At 65.5% G+C, this 20,889-nt stretch carries 17 protein-coding genes; 6 read left to right on the top strand and 11 right to left on the bottom strand.

Annotation, left to right across the window (positions count from 1 at the left end; translation table 11 throughout):
- Nucleotides 1–17: 17 nt before the first annotated feature.
- Both AB0366_RS15800 and AB0366_RS15795 read right to left on the bottom strand, forming a co-directional pair.
- Nucleotides 18–896, bottom strand: a complete 879-nt coding sequence (locus AB0366_RS15800; RefSeq protein ID WP_366244750.1) for a universal stress protein — start codon at nt 894–896, stop codon at nt 18–20.
- A gap of 115 nt (nt 897–1,011) precedes the next feature.
- Complete coding sequence (locus AB0366_RS15795) at nt 1,012–1,626, bottom strand: hypothetical protein (RefSeq protein WP_366244749.1); 615 nt, start codon at nt 1,624–1,626, stop codon at nt 1,012–1,014.
- A gap of 312 nt (nt 1,627–1,938) precedes the next feature.
- Between AB0366_RS15795 and AB0366_RS15790 the strand changes: the two genes are divergently transcribed.
- Nucleotides 1,939–3,231 carry an AAA family ATPase gene (locus AB0366_RS15790; protein WP_366244748.1) on the top strand — a complete coding sequence of 431 codons (1,293 nt, stop codon included), beginning with the start codon at nt 1,939–1,941 and terminating at the stop codon, nt 3,229–3,231.
- A 13-nt stretch (nt 3,232–3,244) separates the two neighbouring features.
- Here the strand turns inward: AB0366_RS15790 and AB0366_RS15785 are convergent, their stop codons facing one another.
- From AB0366_RS15785 to AB0366_RS15770, 4 genes are all read right to left on the bottom strand, one after another.
- Nucleotides 3,245–4,093, bottom strand: a complete 849-nt coding sequence (locus AB0366_RS15785) for a hypothetical protein (protein WP_366244747.1) — start codon at nt 4,091–4,093, stop codon at nt 3,245–3,247.
- Nucleotides 4,090–4,971, bottom strand: coding sequence for a universal stress protein (locus AB0366_RS15780; RefSeq protein ID WP_366244746.1), 882 nt, complete (start codon nt 4,969–4,971; stop codon nt 4,090–4,092). The genes AB0366_RS15785 and AB0366_RS15780 overlap by 4 nt, the downstream gene beginning before the upstream one ends.
- 121 nt (nt 4,972–5,092) lie before the next feature.
- Complete coding sequence (locus tag AB0366_RS15775) at nt 5,093–6,115, bottom strand: nitroreductase family protein (protein ID WP_366244745.1); 1,023 nt, start codon at nt 6,113–6,115, stop codon at nt 5,093–5,095.
- Nucleotides 6,116–6,248: 133 nt separating this feature from the next.
- Nucleotides 6,249–7,223, bottom strand: coding sequence for a GGDEF domain-containing protein (locus AB0366_RS15770; protein ID WP_366244744.1), 975 nt, complete (start codon nt 7,221–7,223; stop codon nt 6,249–6,251).
- 175 nt (nt 7,224–7,398) lie between these two features.
- Between AB0366_RS15770 and ilvD the strand changes: the two genes are divergently transcribed.
- Entirely contained in the window at nt 7,399–9,114 is a 1,716-nt protein-coding gene (ilvD, locus tag AB0366_RS15765; RefSeq protein WP_366244743.1) for a dihydroxy-acid dehydratase, read from the top strand.
- A 224-nt stretch (nt 9,115–9,338) separates the two neighbouring features.
- Here ilvD and AB0366_RS15760 read toward each other — a convergent pair whose 3' ends face one another.
- On the bottom strand, nt 9,339–11,459 hold the full coding sequence (locus AB0366_RS15760; protein WP_366244742.1) for an MFS transporter: 2,121 nt from the start codon (nt 11,457–11,459) through the stop codon (nt 9,339–9,341).
- A 153-nt stretch (nt 11,460–11,612) separates the two neighbouring features.
- Between AB0366_RS15760 and AB0366_RS15755 the strand changes: the two genes are divergently transcribed.
- The gene (locus tag AB0366_RS15755) at nt 11,613–12,284 is read left to right on the top strand and encodes a TetR/AcrR family transcriptional regulator (protein WP_366244741.1); all 672 of its coding nucleotides are present in this window, start codon (nt 11,613–11,615) and stop codon (nt 12,282–12,284) included.
- 84 nt (nt 12,285–12,368) lie between these two features.
- Here the strand turns inward: AB0366_RS15755 and AB0366_RS15750 are convergent, their stop codons facing one another.
- Entirely contained in the window at nt 12,369–13,025 is a 657-nt protein-coding gene (locus AB0366_RS15750) for a serine protease (RefSeq protein ID WP_121871385.1), read from the bottom strand.
- Nucleotides 13,026–13,091: 66 nt separating this feature from the next.
- Nucleotides 13,092–13,841, bottom strand: a complete 750-nt coding sequence (locus tag AB0366_RS15745; protein ID WP_366244740.1) for a DUF6319 family protein — start codon at nt 13,839–13,841, stop codon at nt 13,092–13,094.
- Nucleotides 13,842–14,247: 406 nt separating this feature from the next.
- Between AB0366_RS15745 and AB0366_RS15740 the strand changes: the two genes are divergently transcribed.
- From AB0366_RS15740 to AB0366_RS15730, 3 genes are read left to right on the top strand one after another with little or no spacing between them, the layout of a single operon-like run.
- Nucleotides 14,248–16,545: a glycerol-3-phosphate 1-O-acyltransferase gene (locus AB0366_RS15740; RefSeq protein WP_366244739.1), complete on the top strand. Its 2,298-nt coding sequence runs from the start codon at nt 14,248–14,250 to the stop codon at nt 16,543–16,545.
- Entirely contained in the window at nt 16,542–17,969 is a 1,428-nt protein-coding gene (locus AB0366_RS15735; RefSeq protein WP_366244738.1) for an HAD-IB family hydrolase, read from the top strand. The genes AB0366_RS15740 and AB0366_RS15735 overlap by 4 nt, the downstream gene beginning before the upstream one ends.
- Nucleotides 17,962–18,993, top strand: a complete 1,032-nt coding sequence (locus tag AB0366_RS15730; RefSeq protein WP_366244737.1) for an adenylate/guanylate cyclase domain-containing protein — start codon at nt 17,962–17,964, stop codon at nt 18,991–18,993. Before AB0366_RS15735 ends, AB0366_RS15730 begins: the two co-directional genes overlap by 8 nt.
- On the opposite strand, the gene AB0366_RS15725 is transcribed toward AB0366_RS15730, so the two are convergent.
- Nucleotides 18,975–20,036, bottom strand: coding sequence for an MSMEG_0565 family glycosyltransferase (locus tag AB0366_RS15725; protein WP_366244736.1), 1,062 nt, complete (start codon nt 20,034–20,036; stop codon nt 18,975–18,977). The two genes, AB0366_RS15730 and AB0366_RS15725, sit on opposite strands and share 19 nt — an antisense overlap.
- On the bottom strand, nt 20,033–20,884 hold the full coding sequence (locus AB0366_RS15720) for a carbon-nitrogen hydrolase family protein (RefSeq protein ID WP_366244735.1): 852 nt from the start codon (nt 20,882–20,884) through the stop codon (nt 20,033–20,035). The genes AB0366_RS15725 and AB0366_RS15720 overlap by 4 nt, the downstream gene beginning before the upstream one ends.
- Between the last annotated feature and the right edge of the window lie 5 nt (nt 20,885–20,889).

The following is a 20,889-nucleotide window of genomic DNA, read 5'->3' as shown; positions in this document are numbered from 1 at the left end:
GTCATCTCACTACCAGGTCATCGGACTACCAGCACCGAGCAGTCGGCGTGGTGGACGAGATTCTGACTGACCGATCCCAGAATCGTGCCGAGGAAAGCGCCCCGGCCTCGGCACCCCACCACGAGCATCGACGCCGACGCGGACATCGCACGCAAGCCACGCGTCGGACTCGACTGCGCGCTCACAGTGGTCAGCGCGACATCCGGGTACTTCTCGTGCATGGTCTCCACATGCGTTTCGAGCCAACGCTTCTCGTGTGCACGGATACTCACCCAATCGACATCTTCGAATCCTGTTCCCAGACCTGCCTGAGCGGCGAATCCCCAGTAGTTCACCGCGACCACCGGCATGCCGAGGGTGTGCGCGATCTCGAGCGCGGCCCCGAGCGCCCGATCCGACTGCTCACTTCCGTCGACCCCAACCACGATCGGACGAGCAGGGTCGGCACTGTCGACGGCGTTGCGCATGAGCAGCACCGGACAGTGTGCGTGCGTCACGACTCGGAGCGTGTTGCTGCCGAGAGTGAGGTCTCGAAGTGCGTTCGACTTCCTCGATCCCAGCACGACCAGTTCCGCGCCGGCATCCGATACGTACGAGGCGATGGTTCCACCGGCGGTGACGGTATCGACGGACACCTCGGGTGCTGCGTCGTGAATCGCAGCCGCGGCGCGGGCGAGATGTTTGCGTCCGATCGCGCGCAGGTCCCGCTCCAGCGCGCCGCCGTCGACGAACGCCGCCGAGCCGTACCAATCCCCCTCGGGGACTGCATGAACCAAGCGCACGGGTGCGCGCACCTTCGCCGCATAGGCCGCCGCCCACTGCGCCGCGGCATCGGCCTCGCTGGAGCCGTCGATGCCCACCAGGATGGGAAGCATGCGGTCGGTGGAATTGCTCATGATTCGTCCTCGTCTCGTGGTCGACCGTCGGTGCAGTCGAATCGAATCGAACGTAGATCTGCAACCGCGCCCACATTCAGAGCACTTGGTCCATCATCGGGGTGGCCGAGGTCCCTCATGCCGAGTCTCCCTTGGTCCGACCACGTTCGGTCTCGAACTTCAGCCAGTCACGGTCCCACTGGCGCATTCGGGCGCGCCGGTCGAAATACCGCGTGGCCTGCAGAGATGTGAGGACCACGACCGTGCACGCCACCCAGAAGCCCACGGCTGCAGCGATTCCCAACACAGCGTTCGAGGTGGGGGACGACGGATCCGCAACACGCCTGCCCTCGGAATCGACTCTCACCGACACTGTGGCACCCTGTTCTGCTTCGTCCGGGACGCGAACCTCGTCGCTGTGCCGCTGACCCGGCGGCCATTCCCAGTCGACCGTTGCGTAGTACTCGGTCGGATCGAAGACGGCACTGTCTTCCGATCGCAGCGTCGGTTCACTCGTCACCAAGGCATCGATCTGCTGGGTGGTGGCGCTCGTTCGGGCCGCCGCGGCATCGAGATCGGCGTAGGTGAGCGATCCGAACAGCGCGGCGAAGGGGACGAGTCCCAGAATCACCGCCATCGCGCACGCGAAGGCGAGAGCCGCAGTCCGATCACGGCCCCGCATCAGAGGATTGGTACTCCACGGTGCCAGGCGCCACCAGCGAGCGAAGTCGTATCCGAACACCGCAACCACCCACTCTCCCGAATCGTGTGTATGACCGATGTTCCGCCGCACACGGGCCGTGCACCAGGGCACAAGGTCACGATCTGAAGCAGGTCACGATCTGAAGCAGGTCACGATCCGAAGCAGGTCACTCTTCCGCGCCGGAGGCCCGCTCGTCGGCATCGTCGACCAATGTCCTCGAATCGAAGGACCTAGGTCCGGTGTGGGTGGGTAGCGGTTCTCGTAACGTGTGCCGACGACGGATCCCATCCGACTCGACGACAGCACCGACGATGCACCACATCGACGTTCGTCGGACCACTCTTCGCCCGGAGGACACCGATGGCCGAACTCGATCGCGAGTACACACTCGACACCCGCTTCACGCCGTTGCCGGAAATGCGCAGGCTCCCCGAGTCACGAAAGCTGTCCGCCCTCGCCCGACCTGGGGCCGATCTCACCGAGGAACTGGTCGCGATCGCTCGGATCGTGGCCGGAGTGCACAAGCGCAGCGCACACGACGACACGATCGATCGTGCCGGAACCCGTGAGGCCCTCCGCGGGCGATGGGCCGCGAACATTCGTCGACTCCGTGCCCTGCCGCGCTCCATCATCGACCCTGCGATGATCGAGGAGATCGACGAGCGATCGGCCCGCTATCTCGCGGGTAGAGGCTCCCTGTTCGACCTCCGGGTGGCACAGGAACGCACGGTCGACGGCCACGGCGATCTGCTCGCCGACGACATCTTCTGCATGCCCGACGGACCGCGCATTCCGGACTGCCTCGATGTGGACGACGACCGTCGATACCTGGACGGACTCGACGACATATGCTGCTTGGCAATTGATCTCGAGTTTCTCGGCCGACCCGATGCAGCCCGGTTCGTCGTAGACACCTACCTCGAAGCTGCCTGCGACGCCCCACCCAGGTCACTGGTGGACCACTACATCGGTTACCGAGCGACGGTTCGCGCCGAGGTCGCCTGCATTCGCGCCCTGCAGGGCTGCGCTACATCGGCCGCAGATGCCGTCGCGCATGCCCGATCGGCACTGATGCACCTCGAAGCTGCGACGGTGACGACGACTCTTGTCGGAGGGCTTCCCGGAACCGGAAAGTCGACGCTGGCAGCCGAGTACGCCGCGCGGACAGGGGCCGTCGTTCTGTCCAGCGACGTGGTGCGCAAGGAATTGGCCGGTCTCGATCCTTCCGAGCCGCGGCGTTCGGACGTGGGCGAAGGACTGTACAGTGCGAGCGTCACCGACCATACCTACGCGGAATTGCTCCGTCGCGCACGAGGACTCGTGGCCGCGGGCCGCTCGGTCGTCATCGATGCGACATGGACCGACCCCAGTATGCGAGAACGCGCACGCTTGCTGTCCACCCTCGCGCATTCGACCTCGATCGAGATCGAGTGCGTCGTGCCGGCCTCGACGTCCCTGCAGCGCATCGCCACTCGCCGGTCGTCGGTGTCCGACGCCACCAAGCAGGTCTACGAGGCGATGACCCGCAGCCGCGCTCCGTGGCCGACGGCACAGAAGGTCTCGTGTGCGGGGACCGTGGCGGAATCGCTGGAGGCGGCACTGGCCGTTCGCTCTGCGGCGGTGCAGCGTTCCGGTGACAGTCGCCGGCAGTGAAAGCCGTTGGCGGTCAGCGGAACAGGGCAGACACCGCTTCGAGGTCGGCATCGGATCGGCGACCGCTCGAGTCCAGTTCCACGTAGAAGCTCTCGTAGCCACGCGGGTCGGCACCGCGGTCACCGGTACTGCGCCGCTCGAACACTCGTGCATCCGGCCATCGGTCGAGCACGGCCGTTGCGAGAACATGCCCGTCCGGTGAGACTCCCCCGATCGGTCCGTACTCCGCGATCATCACCGCATGGACCACGCCGCCGATCGCGGCTGTGGTCACCGGGAAGACTCTCGGTCCCGTGCCCGTCGGGATGTCGACGGTGATGGACTCGGACCCCAGCACCACCGTCCCCGGCACCGCTGCTGCCTCGTCGTCGGTCATCGTCGTGGTCCTCCGCGGTGCGTCGTTCGTTGTCGGATGGGTGCTGCGATCGGAGCAAGTCAGTTCGACGCCCGAGACCGACGTCGGGGCCACTTCGACCAGCCGGTGCATCGGCGGTTCCTCCGAATGCGGCCGCGGCAGAGCCTGTTCGAGGACCTCTCTTCGCGCGTCGAGGACGGCACGCGCGATTCCGTGCACGACGACGGTGGAAACTGTTGCTCGAGCGGAGTTCTCGGCGTCGAACTCCAGCACGACCGACGAGTCGAGCATGCTACGCCCCAACTGCGACCGCCCCTCGGCGTAGAAGTACACCCGACTCCCGATCCAGATGCAGGGCACGACGTCGACGGTGGGGCCGAAGTGATCGTGGCCGATCAAGCGAGCCAGCGTCGCACTGTGCGCGAGCCGATTCGCGGTACCCGCGTCGAGTATGCGCCGACGTTCGTCGTTGTGACGCAAACGATTCGGCACCGTTCGGTTGGTCATCGATCCCTGCAGATCATCACCGGGCAGTGCGCATGCCGGGTGAGGTTGCTGCTGGTCGATCCGAACAGGGCACTGGCGACGATTCCTCGCCCGTGGCTGCCGACCACCACGATGCCGGCCCGCTTGGACTGCTCTATCAGCAGGTGTGCCGGGTTACCCTGCTGTACAACGTGTTCCACGGTGACGTCCGGATACTTCTCGCTCCATCCGGCGAGGCACTCGGACAGCAACAGCTGCTGTTCGCGCTCGATCTCGGTGTCGTCGGGCGATCCGGGCAGGGACAGAGCCGCACCCTGGGACAGCGAACTCCAGGCATGTGCGGCGATCATCGGCACGGCGAACAGCGAGGCCAGATCGAAGGCCTGCTCGACCGCTGCTTCACTCGTCGCACTGCCGTCGATACCGACGAGGATCGGTGCGTCGACGGCGTCGATTCCCTCGCGCCACACGATCACCGGGCACCACGCCGTGGTCGACGTCCTCTGCGCTGTGCTCCCGAACAGGGCCGACACGATCGGCCCGGAACCGGAATTGCCGACGACGAGCATGCGCGCGGTGCGAGAGAGCTCGACCATCATGGAGCATGCCGGCATCTCCTCCACGGAAGTGGTCACGGCACTGTGCGGATGCCGGGCCAGCACTGAGGTAGCAACGTCGGTGACGATGCGTTCAGCCGCCCGACGCTGCTCGTCCCAGATATCGAGGGGAACGACCGATGCGGACTCACCCAAGTAGAACGCGGGATGCTGCACCGCCCCGGCGATGTGCAGCGGGGCCTTCAAGCGCTCGGCCAGGGTTGCCGCCCAGAGTGCAGCGCCGATGCTGCTCGGCGAACCATCGACGCCCACAACGATTTTCTGATGATGTGCCAGAACCATGGCCATCTCCTGTTCTCGGTCTGGGCGGCCCCCACGGCCGGGCCCGTTCTCCCATTGGACAACTCGACAGCGGCCGCGCCACAGAGCATTTGGTCCTCATTTTTCGGTCCGTGATACCCGGTCACAGCGGGGTGGTTCTGCGTGTCCCTCGTGCCGTACCGCGGGCGGCCACCGACAGCACCGACGACACCGCTCGTCGCGGGGTCGGGGCGAGAGGCGAGCCGATGGCAGGCGCACCGATCCGAATCAGCACCTGCGGTACACCCCGGCCGGGGGCCAGGGACTCGACGAGGGCTCGACTGCCCGACTGCTCGGTCATATGCGTGAGCGGGCAGGTCGCCAGACCATCGGCCGTTGCGGCCAGCAGGAATGCGGACATGGCCCGCCCGCACTGCAACCAGTCCAGGCGTTCATCGGACGCAGTGCCGAGAAGCACCACCGTGGACTCGTCGGTCCCCGGCTCTGAAGTTTCCGTTCTGCCGACTCGGTGCGGTTCGGGAAACTCTCGGCCCACCTGCACCCTGGAAGACTCCGCGCGATCGGTGAGGGCCTCGGGCGGAATTCCTCCCGACCGGAACGAGTGCCCGGCCCACCACCTGATCTCGGCCTGGTACGTCGCGTCGTACTTTCGAACGCTCGCGCTCAACCTCGATGCCGTCGCCAGCGTCTCCTTGGATTCGGCGGACAGGAACGTCGTTCGGATGTCGTCGGCTCCGTCGACGCGCCCGAAGTAACGCGCCGGAATGCGGTTGTCCGGCACCGGCCCGAACGCCCGACGATCCGAGTGGCGTCGATTGATCGCCGCCAACAGGTCGAACTCGTGCGATCGAGGGTGCGCGTCGTGGGTCAGTCGAACACGCGCGAGATGGTCCGGCGCACCGACCGTCGGCATCGGTTCGACATCGGCCGTCCACCGAAAGGCTGCGGCTGCGGTGCACAGATGGTCCAGCGCTGCCCCACAGCTGAGCACCATCTGCCGCTCGGTCGGGTCTATCGCCCCGAGCAGTCGGGACCGATCGGTGAACAGGTCGAGTCCGTGTTCGGAGTGGACCCACCTCCACGGCTGACTGTTGTGCACCGACGGAGCGCGACATGCGAGCTCCACCAACATCTCCACCACGGCGGAATCGGGCTGATCGTTCATCGTCTCTCCTCGACCTCCCACCGCGAGGCGATGGCTGCCCACCACTGTCGACCCACGTGGGCAGTGCACGACAGGGCCATTGGTCACTGCGTGGAGGGAACTTCCGCCGACGTACGGTAGAGCGCGCGTCCGGTCAGAGCTGCTCTCTGCGAGCGTGTTTGATTCGATACAGGTCGGAGTCGGCGCGCGCGAGGATATCCGAGACCTGCTCACCTGGATCCGTCGACCATGCCGTCCCGACGCTGACGAACGGCAGGGCCTCGGCGGTCACGCGAGCGAACTCGTCGACGATCTCGGGTGGATGCCCGGCCAACAACGCCGCGAATTCGTCCCCACCCAGACGCGCGATGACGGCACCCCGCGGTGACGACCGCGTCCACGATTGCGCCAAATTCACCAACAAGTCGTCGCCCGCTCGATGCCCCTCCATGTCGTTGACCCGTTTGAAGTTGTCGACGTCGACGATCACGACGGCCACGCGATCACCGGCCGGCAGACCGTCGATAGCCTTCGCGGTCGCCATCTCCCAACCCGCCCTGTTGAAGACCCCGGTCAACGGGTCGGTGCACGATGCGGCGATCAACGCCTTGGTCACCACACCGAACGCCTCACCCGCAGCCACGATCGCCACCCCGAAGACCGGATAGGTGATGGGATAGGCCGGGGCCGGTGCCCACCACAGGGCGAACAGCACCAGCACCACCAGCACCCCTACCACCGCGTGACCGGGCCGATCGTGTAGGAACGCGCGGATGTACATCGCCAGAAACATCGCCGCGATCAAGCACGGCGACTGAGCCGACGAGAGCACGTGAAACGCCATCACAGCTGGCGTGGCCAGCACCGCGGCAGTCAGCGCCACTCGATGTCCGGTCACCGAACGCGGGCGAAGCCACAACGCCGCAACGCCGACGATTCCCAGGCCCACCGCCACCACGCCGCCCGTGACCGACGCTGTGGACCGCTCACCGTGCGGCAGCAGTGTCACCGCCACCCCGGCTGCGTAGAGCGCGGAGGTCGCCACGAGGTAGTACCTGAGCAGGCGGGTCTGCAACCCCGCGATGCCGTGCACCGACCCAAGGTGGGCAGCATGATCGACCGGTCGCATGCGGACAACCCTGCCAGCCCGAGTACGTCGTGTCGCGGGCTGAGAACGTGATGTTCGATCGCCCCGGCGAACGCGCCGAACCCACGGGTTTAGGGTTGACGATGAATGCGACCTCAGGAGCGGAACCTCCGGGACGCGACCGAGGATCCATATTCGCCGACCGCTCAGGAGTGTCATGACGACCCCGCAGAATCCTCAAGAAGGCATCGACGTCAAACCGCGCAGTCGCGACGTCACCGACGGACTGGAGAAGACCGCTGCCCGCGGCATGCTCCGCGCCGTCGGAATGGGCGACGAAGACTGGGGCAAGTCCCAGATCGGTGTCGCGTCCTCGTGGAACGAGATCACCCCGTGCAACCTCTCGCTCGAACGTCTGGCGAAGGCCGTCAAGAAGGGCGTCCACGCCGCCGGCGGCTACCCGCTGGAATTCGGCACCATTTCCGTCTCCGACGGTATCTCGATGGGTCACGAGGGCATGCACTTCTCGTTGGTCTCACGTGAGGTGATCGCCGACAGCGTCGAAACCGTCATCAGCGCAGAACGTCTCGACGGTTCCGTCCTGCTCGCCGGTTGCGACAAGTCGCTGCCCGGAATGCTCATGGCCGCAGCACGTCTTGACCTGGCGAGCGTCTTCCTCTACGCCGGCTCCACCTTGCCCGGGTTCGCGACCCTGTCCGACGGCAGCGAGCACCAGGTGACGATCATCGACGCCTTCGAGGCCGTCGGTGCGTGCTCGCGTGGACTGATGTCGCGCGCCGATGTCGACACCATCGAACGCGCCATCTGCCCCGGAGAAGGTGCCTGCGGCGGAATGTACACCGCAAACACGATGGCCAGCGCAGCCGAAGCGATGGGAATGTCGTTGCCCGGCAGCGCATCTCCCCCCGCCCCTGATCGCCGACGCGACGGATTTGCACACGCCAGCGGCGAGGCCGTCGTCGATCTCCTGCGACGCGGCATCCGCACCAGCGACATCCTCACCAAGGAAGCGTTCGAGAACGCCATCGCCGTCGTCATGGCCTTCGGCGGCTCGACCAATGCGGTGCTGCACCTGCTCGCCATCGCACACGAGGCGCAGGTGGACCTGACCCTCGCCGACTTCACCCGCGTCGGCGCGAAGGTGCCGCACCTGGCCGACGTCAAGCCCTTCGGCAAGCACGTCATGACCGACGTCGACGCGATCGGCGGAGTTCCGGTGGTCATGAAGGCTCTGCTCGACGCCGGCCTGATGCACGGCGACTGCATGACCGTCACCGGAAAGACCGTGGCGCAGAACCTCGCTCACATCGCACCCCCGGACCCGGACGGCAAGGTACTGCGCGCACTCGACAAGCCGATCCACCCGACGGGCGGCATCACCATCCTCGAAGGCTCACTGGCCCCCGGCGGGGCCGTGGTCAAGTCCGCGGGCTTCGACTCCGACGTCTTCGTCGGCACCGCACGAGTTTTCGAGCGTGAACGCGCGGCTATGGACGCCCTCGAAGACGGCACCATCGCAGCGGGCGACGTCGTGGTCATCCGATACGAGGGACCCAAGGGTGGGCCGGGGATGCGCGAGATGCTCGCGATCACCGGAGCCATCAAGGGTGCGGGACTCGGCAAGGACGTCCTGCTGCTCACCGACGGCCGATTCTCCGGCGGCACCACCGGCCTCTGCGTCGGACACGTGGCACCCGAGGCAGTCGACGGCGGACCCATCGCCTTCGTCCGCGACGGTGACCAGATCCGACTCGACGTCGGCAAGGGGACCCTCGACCTGCTCGTCGACGCAGCCGAAATGGACTCCCGCGCACAGGGCTGGGCACCACTGCCGCCGCGCTACACCCGAGGAGTACTGGCCAAGTACTCCAAGCTGGTGGGTTCGGCATCGAACGGTGCGGTGCTGATCTAGCACCCACCCCTGCCCGCCATCCCGGGACCTACCGCCCGCCCCCCTACCGCGTCAATGAACCACTGCACACGTCTGAGGAGTGCAAGGGACCATTCACGCAGCGATGCCCCGCGCGTGAATGAACCACTGCATACGTCTGAGGAGTGCAAGGGTCCATTGACGCGAACGGGGTGGGCGAGCGGGGTAGGCGGGCGGCGGGCGGGGGCAAAGAGGGCGGGCCGAAGCTACAGCGGCATTGCCCACATGGAGCTCGAGCGCTCCTTGAATGCGGTGCAGTTCGCGTGTTGCTTGCTGGCCCGTTGGTAGAAGGTCTGCAGCGGCAAGGTGGGTTCGGCCGGCTCCGGTGCGGGCGCAACCGGAAGGTCGCTCAGTTCGAGCGCAGCGTCGAGGGCTTCCTCGGCCTCGACGCGTCGGGTGCGCGCCAGGTTGGACAGGGCGAGTTGGTGGATCGTGACGCGGTCACCGGACTTGCTGTCCACCGTCGCCTGTCGGGCGACGGAGGCGTCGAGCTCATACACCTTCGAGGCCAGCTGATAGATGCTGGGACGCTCGAGCTCGGCGTCCACCAGAGCCGGCTCGGCCACGGTACGCACAGTTGCCGGTGCGGTTTCCTCGGTTCGCAATGCATGCCGTGCGCCGGATTTCTGGGGCTTCGCCGACGGCCGCTCCAGTAGTTGCTCGAGCTCGGCGACCTCCCGATCTGCTGCCGGGTCCTTGGTCGGCGGTGCGACGAAGGGCACGATCGGCTCGAACGCGATCTTCTCCGACGACGTCACCGCAGACGCATTCTTGGACGGGATGAGCAGCGCCACAATCACGGTGCCGACGCCGAACACCACGGCAGCAACGACACTCGTGTGCACCACCGCGTCACCGAACGCCGCGACGGCGTTGGCTTGGAGATTGTCGGCGAACCCACTGAGGAATGCGTTCTGGTCGCGGATGACGTCGGAGACGATCACCGCACCTGCCAGCGAATCCTGCGATGCGGCAAGTCCTTCCGCCGCCTGCCCGGTGTACTGGCCGTTCGGTTGCTTGCCGGGGAAGGTCTGCAGAAATCCTTCGATTCCCTGACGGTAGGACGCCGCGAGCACCGATCCGAGCACAGCGATACCGAGCGATCCACCGAGTTCGAGGGCCGTGTCGTTGAGGCCGCCGCCCACCCCGAGCTTGCTGTCCGGGAACTCGCCCATGATGGAGTCGGTGCAGGGCGAGACGGACAGGCCGATTGCGAGACCGAGCAGCGTCAGCACGGGTAAAAAGTCGGAGTACGTTGCCGTCGAATCGATTCCGATGAGCGAGACGACCGACAGCGTTCCCACGACCATGCCTGCGGTGACGGTGATGCGCGGTCCCAGTTTCGGCGTGAGCCACATCGTGATTCCGGATCCGACGAAGACTGCGCCGGCCAACGGCAGTAGGTGAATGCCGGTGGACACCGGACCGTAGCCGAGAGCGAACTGGAGGTATTGGGCCACGAAGTAGATAGCGCCGAAGGTGACGAGGAAGAAGATCAGCACCGCGAGGGTGGCACCGCTGAGGATGCGGGAAGAGAACATTCGGACGTCGAGCAACGGATTGGGATGGCGCAGTTCCCATCCCACGAAGCCCAGGACCGACAGCAGCCCGACGAGCGCGAAGTACAGCGGCCCGACCGTCCAGCCGAAGTGCATCCCCTCGATGATGGCGTACACGATGGTCGACACGGCCAGCACCGACAGCAGACCTCCGATCCAGTCGATCGCACCCGGGGCGACGGCCCGTGACGGCGGGACCAGCACGACGGCTCCGACGATGGCGGCCAACGCAATCGGAACATTGATCAGGAACGTCGAATGCCAGGTGAAGCTCTCGAGGAGCCAACCCGCCAACAGCGGCCCGGCCGCGATCGCGAGTCCCGAGGTGGCCGCCCACACGGTGACAGCGGTGGCGCGCTCACGCTTGGGGAAGGTCGCCACCAACAGCGACAGGGTGGCGGGCATGACGATGGCAGCGGCCACACCCATGACGATGCGGGCCAGGATCACCCCGAGGGTGGCATCGGTGAGCGCCCCGGCCACAGAACCGGCGACGAAGATGATCAGGCCGAGAATCAGAGCGCCGCGGCGGCTGTAGCGATCTCCGATCACACCGCACAGCAACATCAACGACGCGTAGGGGACGGTGTAGCCGTCGATCACCCACTGCAGGTCGCTGCTCGTCAAACTCAGGTCGAGTGTCATCGACGGTGCGGCGACCAACAGCGACGTGTTGGCCATGACCACGATCAGCAGGCTCAGGCACAACACCACCAGCGCCGACCAGCGTCGCGGGTACGGTTTGTGCATATCTTGGACAGGCGTCATCGCAAGCAGTGTCATCGTGTGTTCCCCCCCGTTGGCAAAGTGCGAGACACACCTTGCACAGTGCTGTGCAGCTTAGGAAGCATCGTCTAGGATCGGCAATCTTTTGTGGCGGCAACCACACTCCCGGCCCGCGATCGTGCTAGATGTTGTCCTGTGCGCAAGACGACGGAGTCGAGTTCGACTGCACGGGACGCAGCAGCGCCGCCCGTGCAACGACGGGACGCCCGGTCCAACCGAGCGCGAATTCTGCATGTTGCACAAGGGGTCCTGGCAGACAATCCCGATGCAACCATCAACGACGTCGCTGCCGCCGCGGGAGTGGTCCGGCGAACCGTGTACGCCCACTTCGCCTCTCGCGAAGCTCTGATCGACGGTATCGCTCTGGAGGCAGCGGAACGAATTTCGGCTGCGCTCACCCGAATTCCGGCCGTGGACGAATCGGCGGTGACGGTGTTCGTTCGGCAGACGCTGGCTCTGGCACGCGTCGGTGATCAGTACCGGCTATTGCTCTCGGTCGCACGATCCGATCTGGGACACAACAGCATTCACGATCTACTGACTCCGATGCGCGACGCGGCCGCCGCGGTCATCCGGCGAGGACAGCGCGAGGGTGTGTTCTCCTCGTACCTCGCTGCAGAAGTACTGATCCTCAACATCGAGGCCATCGCGTTGTCGATCCTCGACGCCACCAACGCCGGCTTGATCGGGGATCCGGCGGGAGCTGCGACGACATCGAGCCTGGTGCTGCTGGGAATCGCGCCGGACGACGCGGAACGCATCGTGGCCGACGTTCGGTCGTCCGACTCGTCCTCTCGCGCCCGCTGACAGCAGCACGGACCTCGCGAACGACGAAGGCCCCGTTCGCGCGATGTAGTGCGCGAACGGGGCCTTCGGCCGAAACGGGTGGATCTAGGGAGCCGGGACGAATCCTGCGCCGAGTCCGTTGCCCTGATCGACGTTGCGAAGGATCGCGTCGAAGTTGGTGCCGACCTCTGGGCCGAAGCACGCCACGCCGAGGTATGCATTGACCATGCCGACGAGGGTGTTGCCGACGACGACCGGGCTGCCCGAGTCACCTTCGACGACACACAGCTGAGCCCAGGTCTCCTGCGACTGCAGGATGTCGCCGTACGCGAGTCCGCAGGTGTTGCCGGTGGTACGGCCTTCCTTGCAGACGATGTTAGGGAACGCCGTCGGCGGGCCGACCTGAGAGATGGTCACGTTGCCGACGCGGTTGATCGGTGCGACCTTGTCACGCTGGAATTCGATGAGGGCGTAGTCGTATTCCGGGTTGGAGAACGCGATGCGGCCGACCTCACCGAGGGAGGTGTCGTACTCGGGAACGATGGAGGCACCCGCTTGACCACAGTGACCGGCGGTGAAGCCGACCAGGTTTCCGTTGCGGTCGTTTCCGATCGTCGTCAGCGTGCACTCGGCCTGGCCTCCGACGATGATTCCCGAGCCGCCGCCGAGAGCAGCTGGAGTGGCCGCGGATGCGGTCCCCACGCCGACGCTGGCTACGATTGCAGCCGCCCCCACGACGACGAGCATGAATTTCTTGAACATGTACTCCCTCTCAGCGGTGTCGGCAGAACCCTAGCAACAACAGGTGTACGAACACGAGCGAGTCGTTCATACGTCCTGCTCGAGGGCGGCAAGCGTCGTGCGCGCCTCCTCGAGTTGGCGGCTCAGTTCTGCAACGCGCCGGGCAGCCTCTTCGCGCGCGTGGGAGATGACGGCCTCTACCGCATCACGTGCGGTGGGATCGCCCAACTCTCGCACCGCGCGACTCACCGACTCCGGGCTCACCGGTTGCGCTTTGGTGGGCCGCTTCGCGCCCTGGGTGACCGTGACCGACCAATCGTTGTCGGCCCCGGCATGAATGGTGACGCTGATTCCGCCCGGTGCCTTCTTCGGTCGACGCGACGCCTGGCTCGGCGCGAGCCCCGCCGATCCCGTCGAAGCGGCAGGAGTGGATGCAGTCGGTGCCACGGGTGCTGTGGGGGCCTTCGGTGCAACGGCTGCGGCCGGTCGCTTCGGGGCCGGGGCCGATGTGGGCACCTGCGGCTGCGCAGGCGCGGACGGCGGGATTCGCTTGGCGGCCACTCGTTTCGCCGGCGCGGGAGGGGTGGCGGGATTGCGGGTGATGCGCAGTTCCTCGGCCTCGTAGGGCAATTCGTCGTTGACGCCCTTCGGGCTGATCGTGACCGTGTTGCCGTCGATCGACACGACCTTGGCCGAGGTGCCGTCGGGCAGGCCGAGGCTCGGGTTCGGTTCACGGAGATAGACGGTGGCCCTACGTCCCTCGGCGAGCGCCGCGGCCAGTGTCGTCAGATTCTCGGGAGTCAACGAATCGTTCACTGCGCGCCCACGGGGTGGCATCGACTACCGGCCTTTCTCGAAAGTGTTTGCGAATACTGTCGCACAGATGCAGGTGAGATGTGGCCGGGGCGGCTCAGGGCGCGTCGGATGAACGCATGAAGCGGGCCCTGAGGAGGTTATCTGTCAATCCAAGTAACTGTAACCGCAGGTAACTGTTACTTGGATTAACACTTAGATTGAGGTGGCCGAGAAGGCCGATACGCCTCACTCTATACGACAGCCCTCGCGCGCGCCCGTCGAGTCCATACGATGTGCCGTCGACCCCACGCGGGTACCGGCGAGTAGCCGCGTGACTCTCGGCGAGATCGGCGTCCCGGAGCCACCTCGCCGAACCGCCCTCGCGCACGGTTTCTGCCGCGTAGCCTGGCGGCGTGCCTTCTTGCGCAGGTACGGAACAGGAGTCTCGATGTACCACCTCGACGCGGACGAACAGTCGCTCAGCGACGGTCCGCACGTGTATTTGCTCGACGCCAAATCCACCCTCGAGGTTCAGGCTCTGAATCAGTGGATCGACGCCACGACTCCCGACGGCGAGCCCCGTCCACCCTCGGTGGTGCTCTCCGGTGAGGCGAGAACGTCACTGTCGGACAGTGTTCGCGGATATGCCGACGATCCGCTGCTGATCCCGCTGCGCGTGACGCTGTCCGATCGCAAGAGCGGCATCCTGCACCGGATCTTCGCTCCGCGCGGGCGCTCCAAGCCCACGCAGGTGTGGCAGCGATGGGTGGCGGGAGACGATCCCGACCACTCCGCAGTTCTCGTCGGCGAGCCCGCGACTCTCAGCGATCTACAGGATCGGTTCGAGCGCGGCGGCGGCACGTCACTGTCGTCGTTCATTCTGCGGCAGGCCAGTCTGGCTCTGGACAAAGCCGAGCGCGGCGTCATCGGCTCCGAGTACAAGATCCCGCGCTTCGTCGTCGAGGACATGACCGAGCAGAAGAAGTTCCGGGACGGCATCACCGAGCTCGCGGAGGAAGTCGGCCAGGATCGCGACGCCGTCGACTCGCGCGTCCACGACATCCTCGATGAGATGGTCGCGACCGAGACCCGCCGCGCAGTCGAGATGTGGGGAACGCTCGGGGCGTACTTCTCGCGGGCATACAAGGTCGATGTGGACCGCGATCAACTGCAGAAGGTGCGCGAACTCAACAAGAACTATCCGTTGGTGTTCCTGCCCAATCACCGTTCCTATCTCGACCCGCTCGTGCTGCGTCCGGCGCTGTTGGCCGAAGGGTTGCCGCTCAACCACGTCATGGGCGGCATCAACGTCGGTTTCTGGCCGTTGGGTCCGATCGCCAAACGCAGTGGCGTGGTGCTGATTCAGCGCAAGTTCTCCGACGCGATCTACAAGTGGACGCTGCGTCAGTACATGAGCTTCCTACTGAGCAAGCGGTTCAACCTGGAGTGGTACATCGAGGGCGGCCGTAGCCGCACCGGAAAGCTCCGCCCGCCGCGATTCGGCCTGTTGACCTATCTGGTCGACGCACTCGAGACCAGCGATGCAGAGGACGTCTATCTGGTTCCGACGTCCATCACCTACGACCGTCTGCACGAGGTCGGCGCGATGGCCGAGGAATCGCACGGAGCGAAGAAGCAGGCCGAGGGCATCCGGATGGCCATCGGCTACATCCGCGCACAGGGCACGTTGCGCGGCAACGTGTACCTCAACTTCGGCGAGCCGATGTCGGTCGCGTCGATCGTCGCCGACAACCCCGACAAGCGCGTGGCGGTGCAGAAGATCGCGCTCGGCGTCTCCCACGCGATCAACGACGCGACTCCGGTGACGCCGGCGGCGTTGGTCACCATGGCCCTGCTCGGCATCGAGGATCGCGCCCTCAACGTCAACGAGATGTGGGCCATCATCGCCCCGCTGGCCCGCTACATCAAACGCCGCAACCTGCCCACCGCGGGCGGAGTGGACATCGCCGACGTCGACGTCGTCCGCTCGGCTGTCATCGCACAGGTCAACGCGAACGTCGTCAAACGGTTCGACGACGGCCCCGAGCCGCTGTTCTATCTGGCTCAGGACAAGCATCTCGTCGCAGCGTTCTTCCGCAACAACGCCATTCACTTCTTCGTCATGCGGGCCATCGGCGAGTTGGTCGTTCTGCCGACCAGCGGCGATTCGACGCCGCTCACGCAGGAATCTCTGTGGCAGTCGGCACTGCAGTTGCGCGATCTGCTCAAGTTCGAGTTCTTCTTCGGCGACAAGAAGGACTTCGGCGAACGGCTCGAGTCCGAGGTCGATCTCATCGACCCGGACTGGCGCACCCACATCAGCGACCCGGATTACGCTGCTCGACAACTTCAGTCACAGGATCTTCATCTGGCGCACCGCGTGTTGCAGCCGATCTTCGAGGCGTACCAGGTGGTTGCCGATCAGCTGATGTTGCTGCCTCAGAGCGGCGAATTCGACAAACCGAAGTTCATCGCGGAGTGCCTCGGCGCTGCTCAGGCCAGACGGCTTCGGCAGCAGCTCGATCACAGCGAGTCGATCTCCGGCGAATTGTTCGATACGGCACTGCAATTGGCGGAGAACCGCGATCTCGTCGATTCCAGTTCCGACGGAATCGCGCGCCGACGCCGAGACTTCGCACTCGAGATCGACGAGTGGGCACGCAAGGTGCGTACGATCCGCGACATGGCCCACCGCATGCTTCGCGAGGTAGAACCGATCTCGGCCCCCGAGGAGAACAATTCATGACCGAGTTCGACGATCGGCTCATCGCCATCGCCGCCGCTCCACCCGGCCGAGACACCGTCGCATTCTTCGATCTCGACGGCACCTTGATCAACGGGTTCTCGGCCCGCGCAGTGTTTCTCGAACGACTCAAGACCCTCGACGTGACGGTCAAGGAACTGTGGGAGATATCGAGTGCCGTCGTCGAGATGCGGATGCGCAACTCCCCGGTCGACAACCTGATGGGCAAGGCCGTCCGCGGTCTCGAAGGCCGTCGGGAAGAAGATCTGATGGAGCAGGCATACACGCTGTTCCGCAACGAGATCGCGCCGATGATCTACCCGCAGGCCCGCACCCTCGTCGAGGCTCACCGCCACGCCGGGCATCGACTGGTGATGGCCACCTCGGCCACGCCGTACCAGGCGCTGCCCGTCCAGCAGGACATGATGTTCGAGACACTGCTGTGCACCACTCCCGTGGTCACCGACGGAATCCTGACCGGGGAACTGGTCGGCGATTCGTTGTGGGGTCCACGCAAGGCACAGGCCGCGATCGACTACGCCGACCGAGAGGGAATCGCTCTCGCCGGCTGCTTCGCCTACTCCAACGGCGGAGAGGACGTGCCGCTGCTCGAGGCCGTCGGCCGTCCCGTTGCCCTGAACCCGGATCCAGAACTACAGCGGTACGCCGCCAAGAAGAAGTGGCCGTCGCTGACGTTGGAGAGCCCCAAGCGCGGCACCGACCTCACGTCCGCCGTTCGCAGCACCGCCGCTCTGGGGTCGGTGCTGGCCAGCGCGTCGATCGGCCTCGGCCTGGGGCTCCTGACACGCAGCAGGCGCAACGGAGCGAACATCACCAGCACCATTGCGCCGGACATCGCGCTGACCATCGCCGGAGTGAAACTCGACGTGACCGGCACCGAGAACGCGTGGTCGGCGCGGCCTGCTGTGTTCATGTTCAACCATCAGAGCACCGCCGACTCGATCATCGTCACCTCAATTCTCCGGCGGGACATCACCGCGGTCGCCAAGCGCGAGCTCGAGCGCGACCCGCGATTCGCCCTGCTGGGCAGGATCTTCGACGTCGCCTACGTCGACCGTGGCGATCCCTCTCAGGCCCGTGAGGCGATGCGTCCGGCCATCGAGAAGTTGCACAGTGGCATCTCGGTCGCCATCGCGCCCGAGGGCACGCGGATGCCGACGTCGCGTCTCGGCCGGTTCAAGAAGGGCGGCTTCCACCTGGCGATGCAGGCCGGAGTGCCCATCGTTCCGATCGTCATCCACAATGCCGGAGACGTGATGTGGAAAAAGGATTTCACCGTCCATTCCGGTACCGTCAAAGTCACCATCGGCGAGCCCATTCCCACCACGGACTGGGAGCCCGAGAAGATCGACGCGTACGTGGACGATGTCCGTTCCTATTTCGACAGAACGTTGGGATATGCCTGAGAACCAGATCAACTCGGTGGTGCAAGCGGAGATCGAACGCAATCTACTGGGGGGCACGCCGAAGTACACCCGATCCGACATCGTCAGCAAGTCGGGGCTGCCACTCGAACGGGTCATCGCGCTGTGGATCGGTATGGGCTTTCCGATCCACACCGACACCGAGGCGGTCGTCTACACCGACGCGGACCTCGAGGCACTGAAGCTGATCACCGGACTCACCGAGCAGAAGGTCATCAAGTCCGAGATGGAGGTCGCGATTGCGCGCACTCTCGGCCAGTCGATGTCCAGGCTCGCGGAATGGCAAGTGGGCGTGGTGAACTCTCACATCCTCGAGCGGATCACCAGCAGCGAGGAAGACCAGAACGACATCGACGCCATCAGGCGCAACGCCAGGGACATCGCAGCCGAGACGGTCCCCACCCTCGAAGCGCTCCAGGCGTATACCTGGCGTCGGCACTTGGCCGCGGCGGCCGGACGATCCATCGCCGCTCCCGACGACGCCACCGACAGCCCCGTCATGGCCGTCGGCTTCGCGGACATGGTCGGATACACCAGCCTGACGCGTCGACTCGACATCGGCGAACTGACGACGCTCCTCGAAGAGTTCGAGTCACTGGCCACCAATATCATTGCGCGCGGGCGTGGTTCGGTGATCAAGAACGTCGGCGACGAGGTGATGTTCAGCGCTCAGACTCCCGAGGATGCCGCCCACATCGCCCTCGACCTGCAGGACGCGTTCGCCGAGCAGGAAGACATGCCGGACCTGCGGGTCGGGTTGGCCTGGGGCCCGGTGCTCGCCCGCTACGGTGACCTGTACGGGTCGGTGGTCAACATCGCTGCGCGCCTCACCAGTTCGGCCAATCCGGGAACGATCCTGGTCGACACCGTCATGACCGAGGAGCTGCGGCACGATTCCGAGTTCTACCTCAAATCGGTCCGCTCGCTACGGGTCAAGGGTTTCCACAAGCTCAAGCCCCACAGGCTCAAGCGCAACAAGCGAAGCGGTCAGCGCAGCGAGGAGTAGAACTCCAGATGTCTACACGCGGCCTCGTCCCACGTCAGGCTGCGCGCCAGAGTCAGCCCCGGCGACGAGTCCAGCGGTGCCACGAGCGCACGTTCCAGTTCGGCCGCCATGGTCGCCGGCGTGGACGCATAAGTAACGCTGTCTCCGAACACTTCCCGCAGTACCGGTAGATCTCGCGCGACGACGGGAGTCGACGCCGCGAGAGCCTCCATGGCCGCGAGCCCGAAGCCCTCCTTGGTGGAGAAGAACGGCAGCACGGCGGCCTGCGCCACGAGGTGCGGCAGTTCGTCGTCGTCGACGGTACCGAGTATCACCGGCTCGATACCGAGTTCCGTTGCGCAGCGGTCGAACTCCGTCCGATAGTCGCGGTAGTCGAACAGCGTCTCGCCGCCGGCGAAAACCAGTCGCAGATCGCGCGCACGCAGCCGCGCGAAGGCGTCGAGCAGATCGAGACTGCCCTTGCGTGGTTCGATACCGCCCACTGCGAGCACGTATCGGCCGAGCTTCTCGCGCCAGTGTGATCGGCCCGATTGGGCCGCTGCGGTGAACCTCTCGGCGTCGACGCCGTTGGGAATGACCGTGGGCTCGAATCCCCATCCACGGTGAACATCGCTCGCCACCGCTGCCGACACGCAGATGCGCGCATACGGGGCGGTGATCGCGCGTTCGTGGCATGCGGCCAGCTCGGGCGTGGTGAACTCGTCCAGGTGATGGATGGTCCTGATGCAGCGGCCGACGGCGTTGGCGGAGATGCAGTCCTGCGCATGGACGATGTCGTACTCGTCCGGCGTGAAGGCCTGCCGCAGAACATCTATGGACCGCAGAATTCGTTCGCCGACGTTCTCTCCGTCCCGATGCTCGAACGGGACCATTCTGATGTCGACGGCGGGGTCGACGGCACGAAAGAACGTGCTGTCGCCGCCGCGGCCGAGAGACCACACCGACACGTCCTGCCCGGCGCGCGCCAGTGCCTCCGCCAGTGCCAGTGTGTGCACCACTCCACCGCGCGGCTTGGACGAGTAGGTCAGCAGACTGATCTTCACGGACCCGACTTCTCCTGCAACAGATTCGGATACGCGTCCACTCGACGTTCCGCCAGGTGATGCAGCCCCCGGCGAGCTCGGTCGACTTCTGCGTCGACATCGATCTCGTGCACCGCAAGGCCCCCTTTGGACCAGGTCCGCGCCAGGACGTCGCCACCGGGGCCCACGATCTTCGCCTGCCCGAGAAAGCGCAGGGAACCCATCACCCCGGTTTGATTGGACGAGACCAGCACCACCTGGTTCTCGGCCGCCCGGGCCGCGTCGTACAGATCGAACAGACGGGACTGCCGATCGTTCGGCAGCGAGGACGCCCGATCCGTGACGCTTGCAGGCCACGCGGACAGCGCCGCAATGATTCTCGCACCGTCGAGTGCCAACGTCCGCGCCGACTCCGGGAACGTCTTGTCGTAGTCGATCAGCATCCCCATCCGCCCCACCGGGGAATCGAAGGCCTCGAACCGGCCACCGGCCGCGTAGGCGAGCGACTCCCCGAGCGGCTGGTGCACCTTGCGGTGACTACCCAGAATGCCGTCCCCCGTCAGACACGCGGCAGCGTTGTACCGCAACCCTTTCGACAGCTCGGTGTACCCGATGCAGATCGTCATGTCTCCGGCCGCAGCGATGATCGCCGCCAGTTCCGGACCGTCGGGATCGAGGGTGGGCGGCAGTTCCGCGGGATCCGGATTGCTCAGGCTGTTGATGTAACCCCCGAGGGACGCGTCGGGCAGCACCAGGAGATCGATGCCTTCTCGGGCCGCACTGGAGATGATCGTGGTGATCTTCAGTACGGCCCGATCGACATCTCTCCCGAAATGTGCTGCCAGCGCGCCGATCTTGATGGGGGCCAATGGAA

The sequence above is a fragment of the Rhodococcus sp. NPDC076796 genome (genome assembly GCF_040702765.1).
GTDB lineage: Bacteria > Actinomycetota > Actinomycetes > Mycobacteriales > Mycobacteriaceae > Rhodococcoides.
This window is presented reverse-complemented; position numbering and strand designations above follow the sequence as displayed.

Coding starts and splice junctions, on each gene's coding strand:
- AB0366_RS15800 (WP_366244750.1), bottom strand. CDS start 896: ATGAGCAATTCCACCGACCGCATGCTTCCCATCCTGGTGGGCATCGAC.
- AB0366_RS15790 (WP_366244748.1), top strand. CDS start 1,939: ATGGCCGAACTCGATCGCGAGTACACACTCGACACCCGCTTCACGCCG.
- AB0366_RS15785 (WP_366244747.1), bottom strand. CDS start 4,093: ATGACCAACCGAACGGTGCCGAATCGTTTGCGTCACAACGACGAACGT.
- AB0366_RS15780 (WP_366244746.1), bottom strand. CDS start 4,971: ATGGTTCTGGCACATCATCAGAAAATCGTTGTGGGCGTCGATGGTTCG.
- AB0366_RS15775 (WP_366244745.1), bottom strand. CDS start 6,115: ATGAACGATCAGCCCGATTCCGCCGTGGTGGAGATGTTGGTGGAGCTC.
- AB0366_RS15770 (WP_366244744.1), bottom strand. CDS start 7,223: ATGCGACCGGTCGATCATGCTGCCCACCTTGGGTCGGTGCACGGCATC.
- ilvD (WP_366244743.1), top strand. CDS start 7,399: ATGACGACCCCGCAGAATCCTCAAGAAGGCATCGACGTCAAACCGCGC.
- AB0366_RS15760 (WP_366244742.1), bottom strand. CDS start 11,459: ATGACGCCTGTCCAAGATATGCACAAACCGTACCCGCGACGCTGGTCG.
- AB0366_RS15750 (WP_121871385.1), bottom strand. CDS start 13,025: ATGTTCAAGAAATTCATGCTCGTCGTCGTGGGGGCGGCTGCAATCGTA.
- AB0366_RS15745 (WP_366244740.1), bottom strand. CDS start 13,841: ATGCCACCCCGTGGGCGCGCAGTGAACGATTCGTTGACTCCCGAGAAT.
- AB0366_RS15740 (WP_366244739.1), top strand. CDS start 14,248: ATGTACCACCTCGACGCGGACGAACAGTCGCTCAGCGACGGTCCGCAC.
- AB0366_RS15735 (WP_366244738.1), top strand. CDS start 16,542: ATGACCGAGTTCGACGATCGGCTCATCGCCATCGCCGCCGCTCCACCC.
- AB0366_RS15730 (WP_366244737.1), top strand. CDS start 17,962: ATGCCTGAGAACCAGATCAACTCGGTGGTGCAAGCGGAGATCGAACGC.